This is a genomic window from Fusobacterium ulcerans ATCC 49185, assembly GCF_900683735.1.
In the GTDB taxonomy this organism is placed as follows: domain Bacteria; phylum Fusobacteriota; class Fusobacteriia; order Fusobacteriales; family Fusobacteriaceae; genus Fusobacterium_A; species Fusobacterium_A ulcerans_A.
The window spans coordinates 1,425,091-1,448,109 of record NZ_LR215979.1 but is presented as its reverse complement, the minus strand read 5'-3'; the positions used below and the strand labels follow the sequence as shown (position 1 = coordinate 1,448,109).

Sequence of the window (23,019 nt, the reverse complement as noted above, 5' to 3'; positions counted from 1 at the left end):
TTTACATCCTTTCTAGCAGCAAAGTATCATATATAAAGCTTTTATCTCTAATTACAGTCTTGGTAAAATCGTTTATCTCTTGTATACATAGTGGAAAATTAAAAGCTTCCTTGATTTCATTACCATATCTCAAAATAATTTTTGCATCATTATTTATTTTTTGAGATACATAATCTACTAATTCACATTTTTTTTGAACTAAAGAAGCTATAATTATATGAGAAAAATTTTCTATTTCTACAGCCTCTATATCTCCTTCAAAATAGACTCCTTGAATCCCCAATTTGTTTGTAACTTTTTTAGATAAATTAAGAGCTTCTGAATCTATATCAACACATGTAATGTGAGCTGCTGTTTCTTTAAAAATAGTATAAGCTGTTATGGGCATTGCACCAGAACCTATTAATAAAACTTTTGAAGATTTTAAAATTTTGTAATCTTCAATTTCACGTTTTACAGCTAAAGCCAATTCATCTCCATATTTAAATGCAGTATTTTCTTCATTTAAAATATTTCTTGCCTCTATTTTTTCCAAAATTCCCAAAGCCTCAGCTGCTCTGTCTCTGATATCTCTTATGAGGTTTTTTATTAAATTGTTTTCAGAACTTAAAATAAAATCCATGTAATTTTTTTCATTTAAGATGAAAGAACACAGCTCTTCAATACATTCTTTTAAAAAATTATCCTTCTCTCCAGTCTTTTCATATAATTTTAAGGCCTCTGATATTTTAAATCTTATAACTTTTAATTGAAATATTAAATTATTATTCATGTTCTTTTTTCCTTTCTGTACAATTCTCAAATAATAAAATATATTATTTATCTTTCTGAGTTTTTGATAATAAGATTGTTGATATTACTATAATGGAACCTCCAATAATAGATTGCAGTGTAATTGTTTCTTTAAAAATAATAAATCCCCATAAATTATTTATAAAAATTCCTATATATCTTACAAATTCAACAATAATTGCATTTTGATGTGAGAATGCACCTGTTAAAAATATTTGTGCAATAAAAGAAACCCCCCCAATTATGATTAAAATAATAAGTTCTTTGGTATTGGGAATTATAAAATTTGAGTACATCAATGGAATAGCAACTATTGTTGATATAAAGAGGAAAAAAAACATAATTTCATAATTATGGTGCAATCCTGATCTAGCTAAATATCTTATTGTAATAGATGCTGCTCCGGAAAAAGCTGCTGCTAGTACACCAAATATTGCATATTGGGAATATGAAGAAAATTTTAAAGGATTTATAATTATACAGGTTCCAATAATTATAGCAAGAATAAAAATATATGTTTTAGGCTGTAGCTTTTCTTTAAGAAAAATTGAAGAAAAGATTACAACAAAAACTCCAGATAATTGTACCAGTATAGATACATCTCCTAATTTCAATTTTGATATGGCATAGAAATATGTCAGCATATAAATTCCACCTAGTAATCCTCGTAAATATAATATTTTATTTTCTTTATTTGAAAATTTTACCTTTTGAACTTTCATAAATATTAAAACAAGAATAGTACCAATTAGACCTCTAAAAAATGTAATCTCAGAAGATGGAATTCTTGTACTTACTAATTTTACCAAAACATTCATAATACTGAAAGTAAGTGATGACATAACTGCCATTATTATTCCTTTATTCATTGTATTCCTCCATTCACTTTGTTTTTATTGGGGTTATAGAAATAAAACCTCTGGAGCTTTTGGAAATGTCAAGTTCAACTCCATATATTTTCTCTAACAATTCTTCCTTCAAAACTTCTTCAGGAATTCCCTGCTGTATAGAATAGCCATCATGTAAAAGCAGAATTTCATCACTATATCTAGCTGCTAATGCTATATCATGCAGAACAATAACTGTTATAGAGCCTGTTTTTTTTGTATATTTTTTTGCTGTTTCCATAATCTGGAGCTGATGTTTTAAATCCAAGGCACTCGTAGGTTCATCTAATAATAAAATTTTGGGTTTTGAAACCATTGCCTGTGCCATTATGACCATTTGTTTCTGTCCACCACTTAAACTTGAGAATTTACTGCAGCTTAAATGGCTTAAATTTAATTCATCAAGTATTTCAGCTACAGCATTTAAATGAATTTTTTCAATTTTCCATGTTAAATCTCTTACTCTTCCCAATAAAACTATTTCAAAAACAGTTAGATTAATATTATTAACAGACATCTGGGGAACATATGTAAAACTATCTCTAAAATTTTTATAACCAGTTTCTCCAATAACACCAATATCTCCTTCATATTTTATTAAGTGGGCAATAGCTTTCAGTAATGTAGTTTTTCCAGTTCCATTAGGTCCAATTAGTGAAACAACATTTCCACCATAAAATTCAGCTTTTATATTTTTTATAATATTATTTTTACCATAGCTTATTTTAATATCTGTAAGATTCATTTTTAGCATATATCATACCCCTTTCTTTAGAATTAAGAAAATTAAGAATGGAACACCGATAAGAGATGTTACTATTCCAATAGGAATAATTATTCCGGGAATAATTATTTTAGCTAAAATTGAAGCACATGCAATTAATAATACTCCAAAAAGAGAAGCCATAGGTGCTAGATATCTTTGATCCTCTCCTGAAAAATATCTTGAAAAGTGTGGAGCTACCAGTCCTATAAAGCCTATAGTTCCAACAAATGCTACAGCACCAGCTGTAAGCAGTGAACTTAGTAAAAATACATGCAGCCTTACTTTATCTGTATCTATTCCAAGGCTTTTAGCTCTTTCTTCTCCAGCAGCTATTGCAGTTAATTTCCAGGCATATCTGGATAACAATATACTGCAGATTAAAAATATAACTCCGCTTACTATAACTCCTGTCCAGGTTGATTTAAGCAGACTTCCAAACATCCAGTAAACAATTTGACCTGCTACCTCAGGAGTAGAACGAAATTGTACTAAAGATAATAATGCCTGAAAAAAGAAATGTGTTACTATTCCAAAGAGTACCATAGATTGTGCTTTCATACCTTTTAGTTTTCCTAAAAAGTAAATAGCCATTGTACCTAGCAAAGTCATGGCAAATGCCATAAAAGGAGCATTTAACCATGGTATTCCTTTAAATGGAAATCCAGATATAAAAGCTATTGCTGCTCCAAAACCGGCAGCTGAGGATACTCCTAAAGTATATGGACTTGCCAGCGGATTAGAAAGTATAGTTTGCATCTGTGTACCTGCTAAACCTAATGATGCACCAACTGTCAGACATATTAGAGTCATGGGAAGTCTGATATTCCATATAATAGTAGCTTCTATACTTTCAGAAGACGGGCCTGCTAAAAGAGCTTTTATTGTATCTTCTAAAGTCATTCCTGAAGAACCTGTCATGAGGTCAAAGAGCAGCATTATAATTATTGCAGCTAAAGAAATAAAAAAGGCCATTTGCCGTTTTTTATTTATTTTTTTATATACTTCTTCTCCATTAATTTTTTTATTCATTTTCATCACTCCTTAGGCAACTGCTATTTTTCATTGTATTTTGTCATAAAAGTTCCTTCTGGAGTGATTGGAAGATATTTTTTATAAAAATTCTCTAAATTTTCTTTAGGTTCAATATCTTTAAACAATTCAGGATATAAGGACTTTGCTATATACTGTACATATACATAATCATAAATAGAACGAAGTCCACCATGATTTACAGCATATATCTCACCATTTTTTATAGCATTTAATTTTTTCCAGCCAGTTCTTTTTGTATATGGAGTAAGCCTTTTCCATGTTTGCTCAGGAGAAACATTAAATCCAATTAAAACTCTGTCACCAGCATCATTAGCCCAGTTTGCTCCAGCAAAAAATATTGCATCAGGGTTAGATGTTAAAATATATTCTGGACTTAATGGGCCATAACTGTCAATTTTATTTTCTGCTATATTATTTCCTCCAGCTAGTTTTACAAGACTTCCCCATAAGTAATTACCATAACTGTTACCTATTTGATCAGCACCTAGATTTCCTAATTCTACATATACTTTTTTTCTGTTTTTAATATTTTCTACTCTTTCTTTTACTTCATTTAAAGCATTTTCATAATTTCTTATTAGTTCTTCAGCTCTGTTTTTATTTCCAGTAATTTTTCCTAAAATTTTTGTACTTTTTATATGATTTTCTAAAGTCTGAGAATTATAGTCAATTACAATAACTTTTATTCCTGACTTTTCTAATTTATCTATATTTTCAGCCAGAGTTTCATATTGAAAAGGAGCAACTATAGCCACCTGTGGCTTAGAGTTTAATAAAGTTTCCATACTGAAAGACCCTTTATATATAGAACCTGTATCTATGATTTTATCTAATTCAGGCATCTGTTTTTCATAGGCATTGTACTGGTCATTAAAAAAATCTGCCCATTCTCCTTTAGATATACTTACCACTTTATTAAAATTTTCTGCAACTGCCAAATAAGATTCTTCATAAAAACCTAAAAAAATTCTATTAATAGGACCATCAATTTCAATTTTTCTATTAGAAAGATCAGTAAAGGTAATCTTGTTATTCTTTTCCTGCTGTTGAAGTTCATTAGAATATGTATTTTTTTCTAAGAAAATCAGGCTAAAAAATAAGCATATTATAAATAAACTAAAAAATTTTTTTAAAATCATTGTTTTACCTCCATTAATTATTTTTTTATAAAAGCGCTTTGAAGTTATTATACTCTTTTTAATTTTAAAATCAAAATATTTTTTAATCAAAATTTATTCAAATTATAAATACAAAATATTAAATTTAAATATTTTAGAGTAATTTATACTTAAAACTTTAAAATATATAAAAATCAAATTTAAAGAGTATAATTTTATGGAATAATCATATTTTTATATTTTTTTTATAAAAAAATGAGCTAAAAATAATAAAAATTTTAAAGTAATAATTTATATTAACGTATTTCAAGAAATTGTGTGTGTAAAATCACATTTTGTGTATATAATATCAGAATTTGTGTATATACAAAAAATAAAGAAAAAATTAATTATATTATTTATATGGACGAAAAGTTCTATTTAAAGATTACATAAAAATAAAAAAGGAGAGATTGTTTATGAAACAAAAAAATTTGCTGATTGTATTTCTTTTTTTTAGTTTCTCTGTTTTTTTTGTTTCTGCTTATTCACAGGAAATAAGTGAAAAAGAAGGAAAAAAAGTTCTTGAACAGATAAGAAAAGAAATTCAGAGAGAAGAGAAAGAAAAGCAAAAAGCTGCTAAAGAAGCACAAAAGGCTAAAGAAGCAGAAGAAAAAGCTAGAATAGCAGCTGAAAAAGCAGAAGAAAAAAAAGGAAAGAAAGTAATTGAAGAAATCAGAAGAGATATGAATGAATCTCTTGAAGAAAAAGTATTCAGAAGTGAAAATACTCCTGAAGCCAGAATAGCAGCAATAAATGCAGCATTTGAAACAGGAAGGGAAAGAATGACTTTTTTGAGAGCAGAAGAAGAAGAAATTATGGAGCTTGAAAAAACTCTGGGGATAGAAGACAGTGACAGAAATGTTTTTCTAAGTCAGAAATTTGATGAAGTATATGACGAGTTCAAATCTAATAATAATGAAATTGAAATTCTTTTGCTTGAAAATGAAAAGCTTAATGAATACTTGAGTAGATTAGATAGGATGGAGCAGAAAGTAAGAGCAGGAAATTAAAAGGGGGAAAAGATATTTATGAAAAAAAGTGATATTGAAAAATCTTTAAAAAGGTTTTTAAAAAGAAAAATTGGTTATTCTTTATCACTGTTAATAGCCTTTTTGATAACAGGAGAAATATCATTAAGTGCAGGAATAACAGCAGAGGAGATACAGGAAGCAAAAAGTGATCTGTTGATAAAAATACAAACAGAAAGAGAAGAAATAAAAAGAAAGATAGCAGAAAATGAAAAATTAATAAAAGAATATAACTCAAATTTTGTGGAACTGTTAAGGAAAGGCAATTTTTATTCCAAGCCAACATTTAAGAGTACACAGCTTTTTTTCACTTATCAGTATTTAGATAATGGAAAGATGAAAAATAGAACTAATAAAGAGTTTTCAGAAACAATAAATGCAGTTAATAAGTATTATAAAACAAGTAAGAGTAAAGGAACAGCCAAAGTGTTGGAAGGAAATGGTTTTGCTGTAGATGATACTGTATTTAGAGAAACAATAGAAGTCGGAGCAAATATAAAACTAATACAGCCAGATTTACCAACAGTAACTCCAAATATTTCAGTAACAGCATCAGCACCAAAAGTTAATCTGGGAGCATTGCCTAAAACAATAAATCCAGCAGTAGCTTCAGTTTCTACAGTAACAGCACCAGTAATTGCAGCTCCAACACCGCCAGGTGGAGTATCAATAACTGTATCAACACCAAGTGCAGTGGAAAAAATAACAGTGACAGCACCTGTTATTACAGCACCAATGGCACCAACAGAAAAGAATGTAAAAATAAGTAATCCAACTTTGCCTGAGGGGTATGATCCAACAATAATAAAGCTTCCAGCAGCACCTTCACTGCCAGTAGTCGTACCAGTGAATGTTTCATCTCCATCAATAGCTGGAAGTGGAGCAAATCCGAGTGTACAATACTTTTGGTGGGATGGAAATGATGGGGTAATCTCTCAAATAAGTTTAAAATCAGGAAAGTATGTTATAAATGGAAATTCTGGAGCTTTTAATGTGGATGTAACAAATTACGATGCTGAAGCATTTCCTGGAACAGCTCCTCAAGGTAGTAAACCAGTAAATGGAACATATACTGTAAATAGAAAGTTTTTTCATACTTTATTAAATGTACCATATTCATATTATGGAGAAAATGCAGAAATAATTTTTAATTCAAATAATGCTAAGCTTATTGATCTTGAAACTGAGGGAGTAGTAAATGGTAATTTAGATAATAGAGTTACAGAAGGGCTGATAACTTCAGCAACACGTGATAGATTGAGAGGATATCAGGCATATACCGGAATTAAAGGTAATGATAATACAGAACTTTTATTTGTTAATAAAGGTAAAGTAGAAATAAATGGAACAAATTCGGCATATTTTTTTACAACATCACATACAAATGGCGGACTTAGAACAAATTATTTAGATAATGAAGGAACAATTATTGTTAATGGGGATAAATCAGCTGTATATATGCATTCTCCAGATACATCAGAATCTAAAGCATATATTTATTCAAATGGTCCAACTGGAAAGATATATGTAGATGGAGTAGGTGCTTCACTGATGCAGTGGGTTTATGCAAATTTATCCCATAACAGAGCTGCATTTGTAAATGAAGGAACTGCTGAAATAAGAGGAGCAGAGGCAATAGCCCTATATATGTCAAATAATAGTACTTTTCACAATGGACATGCAGCATATATAAAGAAACCAATCGAATTATTAGGAGATAAGAGTGTTGGTTTAGTTGCACAAAATACCAATATAACAAATGAAAAAAATATAGTGAAGTTCAATATTGGAAAGAAAAAACAAACTATAGCAAAAGGAAATTCTGTAAATAATATTTTTACAGGAAGAACTAATGATCCTAATTTAGTAGAGCAAGCTATTGGAATACTGATGGACAATTCAAGTACAACAAAAACAGCAGCTCAAATAGAAATAGGAGAGTATTCATATGGTGGAATAGGAATATTTGGAAAAAATGGAACAATTGAAATTTTAAAACCATATGGAGCTCCAGCAGAAAACAGCAGTATAAAAATATCTGGTGGAGAAGGAAATATTGGAATAATTGCTCAAGGAGGAGATGTAAAGTTTGAGGGAGATATTTCAATAGAAAATGGAAAAAACAACCAGATAGCAATTGCTCAAAATGGAAAAACAATAACAATAAATGGTAATGTGACAGCTGGAGATAGTACTAAGAAAATTGAGGATACTGTTGCACTATATGCTAAAGACAGCGGAACAGTGATAAATATAGCAAAAGATAAATTGAATTTGAATTTATCAGGAAATAGCACAGGTATATTTGCAACAAGTCAGGGAAGTATTATAGCAGACAGAACTTCTTTGACACTTTCTCAACCAAATACCAATGGAAATATTCCAGAGCCGACTACTCCAGTAAATATATATGTAGAAGGAAAAATACAAGCTGATGGAAGCACATCAGGTTTGGGAATTTACGCAAGTGATGGCGGAAAAATCAGTGTTAAAAATACTTATGTTAAAGTAAAAGATGGAACAGTAGGAGCAGTAGCAACAGGAGCTAATTCAAATATAGACTTGTCAGGAGGTATAGTTGATTATAGTGGAGATGGATATGCTGTTTATACTTCAAATGGAGGAACTGTTAATTTATCAAATGGAGAAATAATTCTGAGAGGAAAAGCTACGGCTCTTGAATTGGATTTAAGTACTCCTTCTTCTAATCCAATAACTTTAACAGGGGCTAAAATTGTAGTAATGTCTAATGATGCAGTAGGTGTTAATCTTAAGAATATAGGAACTTTAAATATAGGAACACTCAAAACAGATATAGAAAATAAGTTAGGTGGAGTAAATATAGTTGCTGGAACAGACGGAACTCAAGTATTTGATAAGTACAAGATAGCAGCTGTAGATGGAGGAATTTTAAATATTAATACTGATATGAACAAATCAGATACTTCTACTACCTCACCAGGATTTTTCTATTATAGAAGATTTTTAGGACAAAGACTTAATCTTAATGTTCTTAATGGAATAAAAGTAAAATCAGAAATCAACAGTTCAGATGCAACAGCATATTTTAAAGGGCAGGTAGTAGGACTTGAAATGAGTTCAAGTAAAGCAGCAGCAAGTGCATCAGATGCTCAGATAAATCTTGCAGCAGGTTCTAAAGTAATAGCAGACAGAACAGATGCAGGTGCAGGAGCAATTGGTCTATATATGAACTTTGGTAAAATAGATATTGCAGCAACTGCTGGAGTGGAGGTTGAAAAAGGTGCTAATACTGTTAATGATAAAGCAGTAGGAGTATATGCCGTAAATGGAAGTAAAGTTGATAATGCTGGAGATATAAAAGTAAATGGAAATCAATCTATAGGTATTTTAGGAATGACATATAGAGAACAGCCTGCAGGAACACCTGTTGTTAATGAGTTTGGAACAGGAGGAATTTTTACAGACCAAGGAAAAATAAATATTACCAATAGTGGCTATGTAGCTTTAGGCGGAACTGGAACTATAGGAATATATGCATATAATAACAATGCAGCTGGAACAAGAGCAGATGCTAAAGTTACTAATACTGTTACTGGAATAGTTGATGTAGGAAATTCGACAGCTGCAAATGCAGCTATTGGAATATATGGTGAAAAAACTACAATATCTAACCTTGGAATAATTTCAGTAGGAAGTAATGGAATTGCAATATATGCTAAAAATAATTCTGAAATAACAGATCTTGGTTCACTTAATCTAGGAGCAGATGGAATTGGAGTAATGCTAGACAGTACATCAGATCTTACAGCAGCAAATGTGTCAGTTACTTCAAATGGTACTGGAACATCTGGAAAAACTGTAATCTTCTATAAAGGAACAGGAGCAGGTCATAAAGCAATAAATGTAGCTATTGATGCATCAGCTTTAAATAAAGGAACAGCTGTATATGCTGAAAATATGAGCATAACTTCACAAGGGGCATTAAGTATTGGAACTTCTGGAATAGGAATATTTGTTAAAGGAACAGGAACTAATCTTGGATATAATGAGGGAAGTATTACTTTAGGTGCAGGCAAAACTGGAGCTGTAGGGATGTACACTAAAACAGCTCATATTGTTAATAATGCAGCTGGAGTTATTAACGTAAATGATTCTTCTCAAATAGGAATGTATGCAGAAGGAAGTAGTCAAGCTTTAAACAGAGGAACTATTAACCTCAATGTAGATAGGTCTACAGGAATTTATTTAAAAGGCGCATATACTGAACTTGATAGTACAGGTAATATTGTATTTGGTGGAAAATCAAGTATAGGAGTATTTGGTGAAGGGGCTAGAGTAGAGTTTGGGGATAATATGACTCTATCAAATGCAAATGAAAATAAAAATATATTTGTATATGGAAAAGATAGTAGAGTAGAAATTACTGCAGGTAAAACAGTAACTATAGATGGAATGGCAGCAGCAGCAACTCCTGGAAATAAAACAGTAGGAATCTATCTTGAAAATGCTGGAACAGGAAGCAGATTTGTAAGTAATACAACAGGAAAGCTGAATGCTGTAAATGAGGCAGTAGGACTTTATTCTAAAGGAAATAATAATCTGGATGTGAATGTAACAGCAACTGGAGATAAGACTACAGGGGTATTTATAGATGGTGCTTCTGAAATAACAGGAACTGTAACAGCAAGAGGAAATGCAGTAGGAGTATATGGAAACGGAGGGGCTGTAACTATAGATGCAGCTGGACTTACTCTTAATACTGATACAGCAAGAGGAACAGGAATGTATCTGACAGATGGAGCTTCAGCAGCTGGAGGAACAATAACTGTAAATAATACAGCAGCAGGAACTAAAAATATAGGAGTATATTACAGCAAGGGAACTGCTTCTGGAGCAGTGACAAATAGCTCAGATATTTCTCTGGCTGGAAGTGAAAGCATTGGAATATATGCAGCAGATGGAATAAATTTAGTAAATAATTCCAATATTACATCAACAGCAGGAAAATCAGAAAATATTGGTTCATATGTAGGGGGAGGTTCTCAGCTGACTTCAGCAGGAACTATCACAATGAATGACAGTGACAGCATAGGAATGTACACAGAAGAAGGTAAGGGAATCAATTCTGGAAATATTTTAATGAATGGAGCATCAAGCGCACCAAATAAATCAGTTGTAGGTATGGTGGCTGAAGCTCAAGCTGGAAAAACTGCAGCAGTAGAAAATAGTGGAACAATATCAGCAGGGGCTAATCTTGGAATGTATATAGGGGGATTAGGTACAAGCTCAGGTAAAAATACAGGAACAATAACAACGACTACAGGAACTGGAGTATATGTAGATGGTGCAGCAAATACTTTTGCTGGAACAGGTGGAACTATTAATTCAAATAAGGTTGGAATATACCTTAAAAACACTGGAGCAAATAAAATAACAACAGGAACTTTAAATATAGCTTCAGGAGGAGTTGGAGTATTTGGAGAAAATGCTAATATAGATTTCACAGTTGATACATCAAATTCTGCAGAAGCAGTGGGAGTTGCAGCTAAAGGTACTTCAGTAATATCCAGAAATATAACAACAGGACAGGATTCAGTTGGAGTATATGTTCTTGATAATAATGTATCATTTAATGGAGCAAATATAACAACAGGTCCAAGTGTAGCTCCAGGTAAATCTTCAATAGGAATACTTTTAAATAAAGCATTAGGTGCATATACAATGAGCAATGTTACAGTAAATGCACAAAACGGAGTGGGGATCTACTTAGATGGAACTGCACCAGGAACACATTTGACACACAATGGAACTGTAAATACAGTTGGAGGAATAGGTATCTATGTAGATGATGGAACTACTCTTACAACTGGAACAACAGTTCTTAATATAAACGGTGGAACAGGAGTATATATAAAAGGAGGAACAGCCAACTTAGGAACTGGAGGAAACCTTACATTCAACTTCCTTGCAGGTGGCGGAATAGGGGTATTTAATAATGGCGGTACAATGAATCTTGGAGCAAATATAACTGTAAAAGGATCAGGTTCTCTTGCAGCAACAACAAATGGAAGTTTAAGTTCTTCTGGAAACTTAAGTATAGGAGAAGGCGCAACAGGGCTTATGGGTCTATATGATGCTGGGCTTACTGCAGCACACAGCGTAAATAGCTCTGGAACAATAACAGCTGTATCAGGAGGTATAGGATTAGCAGCAGTAAAAGGAACAACTAATCCTGCCTTCCCAGTGACAGTGAATAATACAGGAACTATTAATGCATCTGGAGTATCAACTACAAATACACCATCAATAGGAATCTATACAAATGCAGCTGATACGGTAAATACTGGAAACATTAATGTAGGAAATAAAGGAATAGGAATATATTCTGCCCACAGTGGAATACTTACTTCTGTACAAAATAATAATATGACTATGACGGGAACAGATGGAATAGGAGTATATATTAAAGGTACAACTAATGGACTTACTGCAAATAATATAACTTCAATAGGTTCAAGAAATACAGGAGTAGTTCTTGAAGGAACAGCAGGAAATATAAATGTAGGAACAATTGCTTTAGGAAATGAAAGTGTAGGAACATTTGTGACAGGAGCAGCAGCTTCAACAATAGATGGAACAATAACAGTAGGAAATGGAAGCACATCTAAGAGCGCAATAGGAGTAGTAGCTCAAAATGGAGCTAATATGACTCTTGCAGGAACAGCTGCAATTACAACAGGTACTAAAGGAATAGGAGTATATGCCGAAGGAGCTGGAACAATAGTAACAGTTTCAAATACAGGAAATATATCAGTAGGCGCAGAAGGAATATATATGTATTCTAAAGATGCTGTATTAAATTTCAGTGGAAATATTACAGCTGATAATCAAATAGGAATAGTAGCAGATGGTGGAACTATCAATGCTGTAGGAGCATCAGCTATAACAGTTCAAAATGGCGGAATAGGAGCATATGTAAAAAATGCAGCACCAGCATTTGGAGCAACTGCAATAAATGTACAGGGAGGAACATCATCTAAATATTCTATGGGAGTTTATTATGATGGAGTAGCAGCACTTGGAGCAGCACCAGTAATAACTCAAACAGGAAGCTATACAATAGGAATGGTACTTAATAACTCAACAGGAACTACAGCAGGAGGAATTTCTTTAGGAAGTGCTGCTGATAATAACCAAGTGGGAGTAATGGCAAAAGGAAATTCTAATCTTACTATAGCTGGAAACATCTCAGTAGGTGGTGATAAAAATATTGGTGTATATGGAGAGAGCAGTCAGATTACAGCAAATGGTAATCTTTCAGTTGGAAATTCTTCAGCATCAGGAAATAAATCAACTTCATCAATAGGAGTTTCTTTAAATGGCGGAACATATACAGGAGCTGGAGATATTTCAGTAGGTGACTATAGCATAGGTATCTTTGGAAAGGGAATGGGAGTAGGAAGTGTAATTACTCAAGGAACTGGAGCCCAAACAATGATTGTTGGAAAAGATGGTCTTGGAATCTATGGAGCAGGAACTGGAGGAGCTATATCGGCTAATATGTCAAACATTACAGTAGGAACAGACAATGCAATAGGAGTATATGCAAAAGGAATGAACTCAATAGTAACAGGAAACATGAATATTGGCGCAAATACAAGCGTGGGTATTGTAAGTGAAGGTAATGGAAATGTGACATATACAGGAGCTATGACAATAGCTAATAAAGCTGATAAAGCATCAGTAGGAATATATAAGGCAGATGGAACAGGAAAAATATCAACATCAGCTGGAAACTGGTCTGTAGGAAACAGTGGATATGGAATCTATTTGAAACAGACAGCAGGACAATCCGCAGTAATTGAAAATAGAGCAAATATAGTATTAGGAATGTCATCAGTGGGAATGTATTCAGAAGGTACAAATACAATAATAAATACAGGAAATATAACTGTAGGAAGCACAAATGTAAATGGAGATCACAATGATCCGACAAAACATGAAAATTCAGTAGGAATGTATTTGTCAGGAGGAACTGCAGCAACAAGTTCTGGAACAATAACAGTAAATCATGACCACTCAGTAGGAGTATATGGACAGGGAGGAGGAACAAGATTTACAAATACTGGAACAATGAATATAGATAATGGAGGAATAGGAGTTCTCATAAGGGATGGAGCTGTAGCAATAAATGAAGCTGGAGGTAATATTAATTTAGGTGGAACACTGGCATCTAGCAGAGGAAAAACAGTAGGAATGGCAGCTTATACAGGAGCTACAATAGAAAACAGAGGAACAATAACTGTTAATGAAGGTATAGGTATGCTGGTAGGAAACCAAGCAAATTTAATTAACAGAGGAACAATATATGTAAATAATGGAACTGGTATAGAAGGAGCTGGAAATATAACAAATACAGGAAATATAGTTGTAACAGGAGCTGGAAAAAAAGAAGAAACAAACAGACTTACAGCAGCAAGAGTGGGAGCAGTAATAATACAGTCAGATGGAACAATAAAGATAAATGATAAGTATACAGCAATAGGAGGAACACTTTCAACAGCTGGAAACATAATCGTAAATGGAGCCTATGTAGATGTAACGACTAAAACACCACTATTCAATGCGCATAGTGTAAGTGGAGATGTAAGAATACTGCCTAATTTTGCGTTGACAGGAAATGGTATTTCGTATGAGATAAAGGGATTTGTAAATACAGCTACTAAAACAATAACAGGAACTAAACTTACTCCTGTAACATCTCCATTATTTATAGCAAAAGTAACAAATAAAGGAGATCTTGTAATAGCTAAAAGACCATATGCTGACCTAACTATAGGGAAACAGTTTGATGCAATGGATAAAGGACTTGACAATGTTTTAAAAAATAGTGGAGGAAAAGGCAGAGATGCAGATATATTGAAAGGTTTAAACCACTATTTAGAAGGAATGGCAAAAAATAAATTTACAGTAGAAGCTTCAAAAAAACTAGCAGAATTCAGAGGAGATATCTATGCAACTATTCAAGGAAGAATGCAGGATATCAACAGAGCTTTTGACAACTCTTTCTATGAACTGGAATCATCATACAATTTAACTAAAGACAGCAGTAAATATAGTGTTATCTATACTGATGGAAACTATAAAAATTCTACTTTAGGAATAGATGACTATGATTATAAAGTAATGGGACTTCTATATATGAAAGAAAAAGAGGGAACAGAATATGGAAGTAAATATGGATATACATTAGGATTTGCAGGATCTAAGTTTGACTTTGATGATGGTGGTTCAAAAGAAGATGTATATTCATTGAGAGTAGGAGCACATAGAGTTAAAAATCTAAGTGATGAACATAAAGTATCATGGTTATCAAGAATAGAGCTAGGATATAATAGGCACATTACTAAGAGAAAACTTGAACTTGATAAAACTTATGAAAATAAAGGAGAGTACAATACTTACTCTGTAGCATTTGACAATAGACTGACAAAAGTTATCTATACAGACCTTTCTAGACAATTGGCTGTATATGCTGATTTAGATTTAGAATATGGAAAAGTAGACGACTTTAAAGAAAGTGCTGGAAGCAAAGGTGGACTGGAAGTACAAATCAAAGATAACGACTACTTTAGCGCACAAGCAGGAGCAGGAGTAAAAGCATCTCAAAGAATCTATGCAGGAAATGATATATCTGTAAAAGTAGCAGCAGATGTGAAATATGCATATGAATTTGGAGATAACTATGATGGAAACAAAGCAAGACTTAAAAATGGTGGAGAAGGATATTATAGCTTAATCACTCCAGAAGAAAGAGAAGGAAAACTGATAGGAAAAGTAGGACTGACAGTGGAGAAAGCCAACTATATGGGAGTAACATTTGAAGTGGAGGCAGCAGATGAAGGAAATAGAAAAGATTCATCAATTAAATATGGTGTAAGATTCAATTATAAATTTTAAATTGAATAAACTGTCCCTTATATAGGGACAGTTTATTATTTAAAGGTGAAAAATATGAGTACAAAAATACAAAAAAGAGGAAGACCTTTAGGAAGCGGAAACAAAGTTAAGACTATATTAGGAATAAGAGTCAGTTGTGAAGAATACGATATAATAGAAAAAGGTCTTGCTAAATTAAAGCCTAAATTTAAAACTAATAAAAAAATAATTATATATCTTTTTGAAAAATATAATAAATTTCACATAGGAGATAAAGCAGAATTAGATGAATTGCTTCTTAAATTAATAAGTAAAAAATTGAATAAAGACATTTACAGCAAAGAGGAGAAAAAACAATTAAAAGAATTTTATAAAAAAATTCAAAGTAAGGGATTAAAAAATATTTTTAATATTTGAAATATTGAAACAAGGAGAGAATATGCAGATAAAATTAACAAAAGAAGAATTGAAAAAATTAAATGGGAATAAAGATGGGATAGCTCAACTTTTAGTGAGGAAAGCTATACTTGCTGAAATGGAGAATAAAGAATATACAGAAGAAGAGAAGAAATATCTAGAGGAAATGAGGCTTAATATGGAGATAGAATATTATCTTAATTCAATAGCCCAGAAAACAGTTCAAATATATGATTATGAGCTTTTGGAAGCATATAAAAACAATGCCGAATTCTTAAAAGATAAAAATACAATGGATATATATCCCCAGCTTCAGCAAGCTTTGTTTAATCAGAAGCTTGGAGAGGAAAAAGTAAAAGTAATAAATGGAATAGTTGAAAAATATAAAATAAATGATTTGTTGAAAGAATATACGCCTATATCAACAGAAGAAGTAAAAAAAGAAGAAAATAAATAGGAGGGAAGTTATGAAAAAAATTCTGATAGGATGTGTGTTAGTAATATCAACTGTGTCATATTCTGCAATAGAAGCAGTATCAACATTTGAACAGCTTGAACTTACTTTTCAGCAGTTGGAAGCAGAAGAAGCAGCTATGTATAATCAAAGAAAAACAGAAGCAGAAGAAGCTGAAAAAGTATTGGTATCATTAAGAGCAAAATACCAGAAAATTTTAGAAACAGAAAAATATATAATTGAAGTAGAGCAATATAGATATTATCAAGAGGATTATAAAGAACTTTTAAAGAAATGCAGGACTATGAAAGGAGAATTAGAAGCAGAAATTGCTGCTAAAGAAGAAATAATAGATATTTACAGAGCAATTATGTAGGGAAAATATATGAAAATAAAAAAAAGTAAAAGTAATGAACTGCAGAAATATCGTTTGTATGGTTGCTGGTTTACAAAAGAAGAATATATTTTTATCAAAAATAAACTAAAAGAATTACGAGAAATTAATGGAGAAAAAAGAAATAATACAGAAATATTAATAGAACTTTTTAAGCTTGCATTAGAAGATGAAAATGATATGAAAGGATAGAGCTTATGAAAGAAGTAGATTTTATAAAAGAATTGAAAGAAAAAAGGGATTTAAAAAATATAAAAACAGCAAAAGAGAAAGTAGAAGTTTTTTGGGAATCAATAATTGATGTTTTAAAAAAAGATGGGAAACTTGAACTTAAAGGCTGGGGAAAATTTGAAGTGAAAGAAACAAATGAAAGAATATTTAATAATCCAAGAACAAAAAAGACAGGGAAAATACCAGCACAAAAAAAGATAGTATTCAAACAGGGAAAAAATCTAAAGGAAAATTTTAACATGTAAAAAAATAATATGTCTATTTACTAATAATGGTAGAAAATACTTTTAAAAGAAAAAAATGATTTCTTATCCAAAAATAAGGAGGTAAAAATGGAAAGAATATTAATAGGATGTATTTTACTACTAATTGGGTGTATCTTGGTAATGACAATTACATCATAAAATAATATCAATATGTTCAAAGGAGAAATAAAAATTGTGATTATTATTAAACGTATTCGTTATTTGAAAATTGAAAATATATTATGAATACAATATTAAATATATCTTTACTAAATTTCTGAAAAATGTTATCCTTGAAATAAAAACAAAGTTTAAAAATAATATATTTAGTTTTTAATTAAATTTATTATTCTTTTTTCAATTTTAAAATAAAAATCAAGAAGAAGTTATGAAAATTTTTTCTTGATTTTTTTATAAAAATAAAGACTTTTATTTATTTCTAAAAATTAAAAAAAGAGAATGATAATTAGGATAAAACTTATATTATTAAAAATAATATAAAGGAGATAAAATGAATAAAAAAATATTATTATGTATTGGGGTTATAAGTATTTTTTTAGTTTTAGTATTAAAATATGATTCTAGAAATGAAAATAATTTTGTTTATATTATTCCTCAAATAAAGTATACTGAAGTTTTAGATAGAAATATTGGAGAATATTCAATTTTTACTTTAAATGGAACTCATTTAGATTTTAAAACAAAAAATTTTATAAGTGGTAAACTATTTTTTAATGTTCCTAATGGCGAATATTTACTGAAAATTGATTATGATAATAAAGTTAAATATGTTCCTTTTGTAAAAAATGATACATGGAAAAAAATAATAATACATCTTCAAGGAGATATATTTTCACGAAATCAAAAAATTGTTCTTAATGCAGTGACTTTAGCACTTATTATTTTGAACTTTAATATTTATATAAAAATAAAAGATCACATAAAAAAGGATAAAGTTCTTAACATCTCTTTTTTTCTTTTAATGGCAAAGTTATTTTTTTCTATTAAAGGTGATATTCAAAATAATTTTATGGTAATTACAGATTTTTCAATTTCATTTATTTTAGGATGTATTCTTATATTATATGTTTTAAATCATATGTTGGATAAAAAATTTAAAAAAATGAGAATTTTTGTTTATATATTGCTTACGTTAACTTTATTTCATTATATAATAATTTGTGTAAATCTGATTTTTCCAGAAGTTTATGCACATTTATCTCATCATCATGAAATAATTTTAATATTTTTGCAAGGACTTTATAAATTTATTAATTTAAGAAGAATAATTTTGATTATACTGCTATTTAATTTAATTATAAATAAAAAATTTGCTGAATTTACTAATAAATTTTATTGGATTACAATTATTGCTGTATATTTTTTCTTGGAATTTTTTTATTTATTATTTCCAAAAGCTATAAATTTATATTATTTTATAAGATTAATTGAGTATATGTGTATTTACTGGGGAATTTGTTTTGTTAATTTAAGGATATATAACCAGAATATAAATAGGGTAGTGCGATATATACTTGGATTTACTATTTCATATATTGTTCTTTTCTATTTCAAAACGCTGAAAGAACCTTTTTTAATTTTATTTACTATTTTTATATTAGATTTTTATACTGAAGCATTAAAAAAAATTATGGTATTTAAAGATAAAAATATTGAGAAAGCATATAATAAATTATGTCTGGCTCAAAATGAACTTGAGTTTAAAGAAGAATTGAAAAAAGAAATTCAGAAAAATATTAATATAAAATCTGTTAATATAAAATTATTTTTTAATAATGAGGCAATTAAAGAATATATATATGAACTTGACTTCCTAGAAGATGATTTATATATAGAAAAAGATAATATAAAAGATGAAAAGTATTCCTTTGGAATAAGATTAGCTTTTAATAAAAATCCTTGTGTTGGAATTATATTTATTGAAGAAGGTTCAACTTCGCTAAATGTAGAGGAAATAAGATATTTATTTAAATTGGCTGAAAATATTTCAAGTATAGCAAGCAATATTAGACTCAACTCTATTTATAAGGAGATAAGTTTTTATGATTAAGATAGGAACAGACATTCAGGAGAATTTGCTTATTCTTTTAAGAGAAGTTTTAGATTATGAGTTTATAGAATATAATGGAAGTGATGCAGATTTTCAAATTTTTATAATAGATATTACCTCTAAGGAAGCAGATTTAAAAATAAGGGATATTTTTTTAAGAGGAATTCCGGTTATTGCTGTTTTGGGAAAAAATGATATTCAAAAAATGCGGACTTTATTTTTAAATAAACAGGTTACAGACTGTATTTTAAGGCAGGATATCTATGAAATTGAAAAAAGTATAGAGAAACTAAAAAATACTCAAACTAAATATACCCAATTTTATTTGAGTGATATTTATCAGAAAGGAATTCTTGAATTTTCTGAAGTAACTTATATAAATTACTGCAGAGTATCCAGAAGAGTACAATTCAATATTTTAAATAAAGAGATTTTTACATTAAAAATTAATTTTTCTACTGTTGAAACTAGTTTAATTGAATTTGCTAATTTCTATAAAGTTGAGCGAGGAACTATAGTAAATATTAATTTAATAAAATATCTTGATTACAAAGAAGAAAAAATATTATTTAAAGATCTATCAGAATTGTATATAAGCAAGGTAAAACTGAAAGAGATAGAAGAAAATACATCTATAACCAAAAATAAATTACATATTGAAATTTAAATATGTTTGGACTATTATAACTCAAAATTTAAAAGAAGTTAAGGAAAGTTTAAGTGATAAGAAAGTAGTTGAAGGAAGCTATAGTGCTGTAGATAGAGAACAAATTACACATGCAACTATAGGAAATGGAACAATAATTATTAATGGTAAGGAAGAGAATCCTGAAGGACTTAACAGGGATGAAAGTAAAGCACAAGAAATCATAAAGGATATTAATGTGGATACTGTATAAATAATGCAGATGAACTGTTGATATCTTTTATACTATTCTTAATAAAAATACTAAATTTTTCTTTTTATTAATTGGTAGTTTAGAAGTTAGAGCAACTTCTTTCTTTACTAACAGTATTGGAAACAGTAGGCTTATCTAATTTGATAGGAGGAATATTGATTCTTTTTTTCAAACTTTTTCTTAAAGCAGAATATATAAAGATATTTTTAGGAGAAATGAAATGATGTCAGAAATAGTAAGCAAGAAAATAAAAGTAAATATTGGTGAAATAAAGACTTATTTAATAAAAAAAATGTAAATATGAAAGGAGAATATAAATGAATACTGAAGAACACATTGAAACAGATATTAGGAAAATAAGAGAACAGGAAAAAGTTCTGGGGATAAAAGATTGGTTAAAAGTCCTTATAATATTTATGATTCCTATTGTGAATATAGTAATGTGGATTGTTTGGCTAGTTTCCGAAAAGACAAATTTAAACTTAAAAAATTATTTGATAGCAAGCTTAATTCTTATAGGAATATTTCTTTTGCTATGGATTATTTTGTTCTTTGGAATTTTGGGAATATTTGCAGCAACCCAAATATAAGGATTTTTTCACTTACTCTTTATTAACTAATCTATAAATAATCTTATTTTATAAAGGCCTAGTACTGCTATAAGTAGACTAGGCTTTTTTAATTAAAATATTTATATTAAAAATAATTATACTTTTTTTAATTTTCCTCTTCTACATCTTTAATATTCTTATTTCATTTCTTTGTAAAATATGAGTTTTTCAGGCTTTTTTGTATATATTTTCATAATTAAAATGATTTAAAATTTATATAAAATTCTAAAAAAACGTATTATAGATAATAAAGTATATTTTTTCAAAAATAAAGGTATTTTTTAGTATATAAAATTCTAAAAAAATGATAATATTAAAATATATACTTAAAGTATAGACTTTAATGTTGTTTAGGATTAAAGGCAGAACAACTTAAATAATAAATTGTAAATATTGAAAGTTTTATTGGGAGAGATTTTATGCAAATTAGAAAAATATGGATTTGGCTTTTTTTTATATTTAGTTATTGTTGTTATGCTAATCAACAGGAATTAAACAGGGAAGAAAGAAGAATACATGAAGAAGAAATAAGAAGGCTAGAAAAAGCAGAAGTAAAAGATGAGATTCAATTAAATAAATTAGAAGAAAATATTGAAGCTGTTGGGGATGAGATAAGAAGTATTGAAATAAATGGTAATACCATTTTAAAGGCTTCAGAAATTAAAAAATTAAAAAAGAAATATACTGGTAAAATAGGTGGGAAAAATATTCTTAATCTTATGAAAGAGCTTGAAAACCTATATTTAGTTAAAGGGTATATTGCAGTAAGAGTAAAAATGGATATGGATAAAGCTGATATATCTGAGGGAAAAATAGTTTTAAAAGTTTTAGAAGGGTATATTGAAGGGATAAGATTTAAAGACAACAGCAAAGGAAAAATTAATATTTTTACATCTTTTCCTACTTCAAAAGGAGATATACTAAATATTAATGATTTAGATCAAGGAATAGATAATTTGAATTCAGTGTCTTCTAATAATGCTAAACTTGATATTCTAGCAGGAGAAACTCTTGGCGGCAGTATAATCGAAATTGATAATCAGAGAAGCAAAAAAATATCTGGTACAATTAACTACAATGATTTAGGACAGAAATCTACAGGAAGAGACAGATTGAAGACTTCACTCATCTTTGAAGATGTTCTTGGATTAAATGATTCTTTAATGGGAACATATCAAAAGAAGCTTGGAACAAGTACAAAATATAAAGATAATGAAAACTTTTCTTTCTATTATAGAATTCCAATAAAGTATTTGGAGTTTTCTGTATCTAAAGATCAATCTGAGTATCTTTCTACAATAAAGTCATTTGCTCATACCTATGAATCTACAGGAATTTCAAAGAATATTAATTATTCAGCAAGAAGAATAATCAATAGAAACAGTAATGGGAAAACATCAGTTGGAGCAACTTTAACAAATAAGGAAACTAAAAACTATTTTGATGGAATTAAGTTAATAACAAGTTCAAGAAAATTATCAATATTAAAAGTTGATATAAATCATAATAGGAGACTCTTTAATGGGGTATTTTATGGAAATCTGACTTATCATGAAGGATTAGATAGATTTGGTGCAGAAAGTGATGGAGAAAAGGGAGAATATTCTCCAAAAGCGCAATTTCAAAAATATACAGCAGACATAAGCTGGTATAGACCATTTAATATAGGAGAGCAAAGATTCTCATATAGAGTTTCCTTAAGTGGACAATATTCAGATGATATCCTTTATTCTTCAGAGAAATTAGGAATAGGTGACGATACTACAGTCAGAGGTTTTAAAGAAAATTCAATAATGGGTGATAAAGGTTTCTATATGAGAAATGAAATTGGATATAACTATAAGTTTTTAGAACCATTTATTGCTTATGATTATGGAAGAGTAAAAGATGTATATAAAGATGAGTATTATGAAAAAAATGGCAGTGAGATGAGTGGTGCTTCAATAGGTCTTAGAATGTATTTTAATCATTTTGATATGAGTTTTACATATTCAAAACCTTTAACAGCTCCATCATATATAAAAAAAAATACACATGAAATATATTTTACTATGAGTGTTAAGTTTTAAAATATTAAGGGAGAAAGAAAA

17 protein-coding genes are annotated in these 23,019 nt (G+C 29.6%); 12 read left to right on the top strand and 5 right to left on the bottom strand.

Annotated features, from left to right (window positions below; all coding sequences use genetic code 11):
* Window position 1 precedes the first annotated feature (1 nt).
* Genes E0E45_RS06515 through E0E45_RS06495 form a run of 5 tightly spaced genes read right to left on the bottom strand, consistent with a single transcriptional unit; the run spans window position 2 to window position 4,637 of the window.
* Window positions 2-772, bottom strand: coding sequence for a nicotianamine synthase family protein (locus E0E45_RS06515; protein WP_130890424.1), 771 nt, complete (start codon window positions 770-772; stop codon window positions 2-4).
* Between the two features lie 43 nt (window positions 773-815).
* Complete coding sequence (locus tag E0E45_RS06510; RefSeq protein ID WP_130890423.1) at window positions 816-1,661, bottom strand: DMT family transporter; 846 nt, start codon at window positions 1,659-1,661, stop codon at window positions 816-818.
* Between the two features lie 13 nt (window positions 1,662-1,674).
* The gene (locus tag E0E45_RS06505) at window positions 1,675-2,433 is read right to left on the bottom strand and encodes an ABC transporter ATP-binding protein (protein ID WP_130890422.1); all 759 of its coding nucleotides are present in this window, start codon (window positions 2,431-2,433) and stop codon (window positions 1,675-1,677) included.
* 3 nt (window positions 2,434-2,436) lie between these two features.
* Window positions 2,437-3,474, bottom strand: a complete 1,038-nt coding sequence (locus tag E0E45_RS06500) for a FecCD family ABC transporter permease (RefSeq protein ID WP_130890421.1) — start codon at window positions 3,472-3,474, stop codon at window positions 2,437-2,439.
* A gap of 23 nt (window positions 3,475-3,497) precedes the next feature.
* Complete coding sequence (locus tag E0E45_RS06495) at window positions 3,498-4,637, bottom strand: ABC transporter substrate-binding protein (RefSeq protein WP_130890420.1); 1,140 nt, start codon at window positions 4,635-4,637, stop codon at window positions 3,498-3,500.
* Between the two features lie 437 nt (window positions 4,638-5,074).
* Between E0E45_RS06495 and E0E45_RS06490 the strand changes: the two genes are divergently transcribed.
* The 12 genes from E0E45_RS06490 to E0E45_RS06435 all read left to right on the top strand — a co-directional run bounded on the left by E0E45_RS06490 (window position 5,075) and on the right by E0E45_RS06435 (window position 22,998).
* Entirely contained in the window at window positions 5,075-5,668 is a 594-nt protein-coding gene (locus tag E0E45_RS06490) for a hypothetical protein (RefSeq protein ID WP_130890419.1), read from the top strand.
* Between the two features lie 18 nt (window positions 5,669-5,686).
* Entirely contained in the window at window positions 5,687-15,628 is a 9,942-nt protein-coding gene (locus tag E0E45_RS06485) for an autotransporter-associated N-terminal domain-containing protein (RefSeq protein ID WP_130890418.1), read from the top strand.
* A gap of 54 nt (window positions 15,629-15,682) precedes the next feature.
* Entirely contained in the window at window positions 15,683-16,024 is a 342-nt protein-coding gene (locus E0E45_RS06480) for a hypothetical protein (protein WP_130890417.1), read from the top strand.
* Between the two features lie 22 nt (window positions 16,025-16,046).
* On the top strand, window positions 16,047-16,481 hold the full coding sequence (locus E0E45_RS06475; RefSeq protein WP_130890416.1) for a hypothetical protein: 435 nt from the start codon (window positions 16,047-16,049) through the stop codon (window positions 16,479-16,481).
* Window positions 16,482-16,491: 10 nt separating this feature from the next.
* On the top strand, window positions 16,492-16,854 hold the full coding sequence (locus E0E45_RS06470) for an adhesion protein FadA (protein ID WP_130890415.1): 363 nt from the start codon (window positions 16,492-16,494) through the stop codon (window positions 16,852-16,854).
* A 9-nt stretch (window positions 16,855-16,863) separates the two neighbouring features.
* Window positions 16,864-17,064, top strand: coding sequence for a hypothetical protein (locus E0E45_RS06465; protein ID WP_096402722.1), 201 nt, complete (start codon window positions 16,864-16,866; stop codon window positions 17,062-17,064).
* 5 nt (window positions 17,065-17,069) lie between these two features.
* A complete protein-coding gene (locus E0E45_RS06460; protein WP_096402723.1) occupies window positions 17,070-17,348 on the top strand; it encodes an HU family DNA-binding protein in 279 nt (92 codons plus the stop codon).
* Between the two features lie 511 nt (window positions 17,349-17,859).
* Window positions 17,860-19,419 (top strand): hypothetical protein, encoded by a 1,560-nt coding sequence (locus E0E45_RS06455; protein ID WP_130890414.1) that lies wholly within the window; start codon window positions 17,860-17,862, stop codon window positions 19,417-19,419.
* The gene (locus E0E45_RS06450) at window positions 19,412-20,086 is read left to right on the top strand and encodes a LytTR family transcriptional regulator DNA-binding domain-containing protein (protein ID WP_130890413.1); all 675 of its coding nucleotides are present in this window, start codon (window positions 19,412-19,414) and stop codon (window positions 20,084-20,086) included. The genes E0E45_RS06455 and E0E45_RS06450 overlap by 8 nt, the downstream gene beginning before the upstream one ends.
* The gene (locus tag E0E45_RS06445) at window positions 20,076-20,318 is read left to right on the top strand and encodes a hypothetical protein (RefSeq protein ID WP_130890412.1); all 243 of its coding nucleotides are present in this window, start codon (window positions 20,076-20,078) and stop codon (window positions 20,316-20,318) included. Before E0E45_RS06450 ends, E0E45_RS06445 begins: the two co-directional genes overlap by 11 nt.
* Before the next feature lie 317 nt (window positions 20,319-20,635).
* Window positions 20,636-20,908 carry a hypothetical protein gene (locus tag E0E45_RS06440; RefSeq protein ID WP_130890411.1) on the top strand — a complete coding sequence of 91 codons (273 nt, stop codon included), beginning with the start codon at window positions 20,636-20,638 and terminating at the stop codon, window positions 20,906-20,908.
* A 440-nt stretch (window positions 20,909-21,348) separates the two neighbouring features.
* The gene (locus tag E0E45_RS06435) at window positions 21,349-22,998 is read left to right on the top strand and encodes a ShlB/FhaC/HecB family hemolysin secretion/activation protein (RefSeq protein ID WP_130890410.1); all 1,650 of its coding nucleotides are present in this window, start codon (window positions 21,349-21,351) and stop codon (window positions 22,996-22,998) included.
* Window positions 22,999-23,019 lie beyond the last annotated feature (21 nt).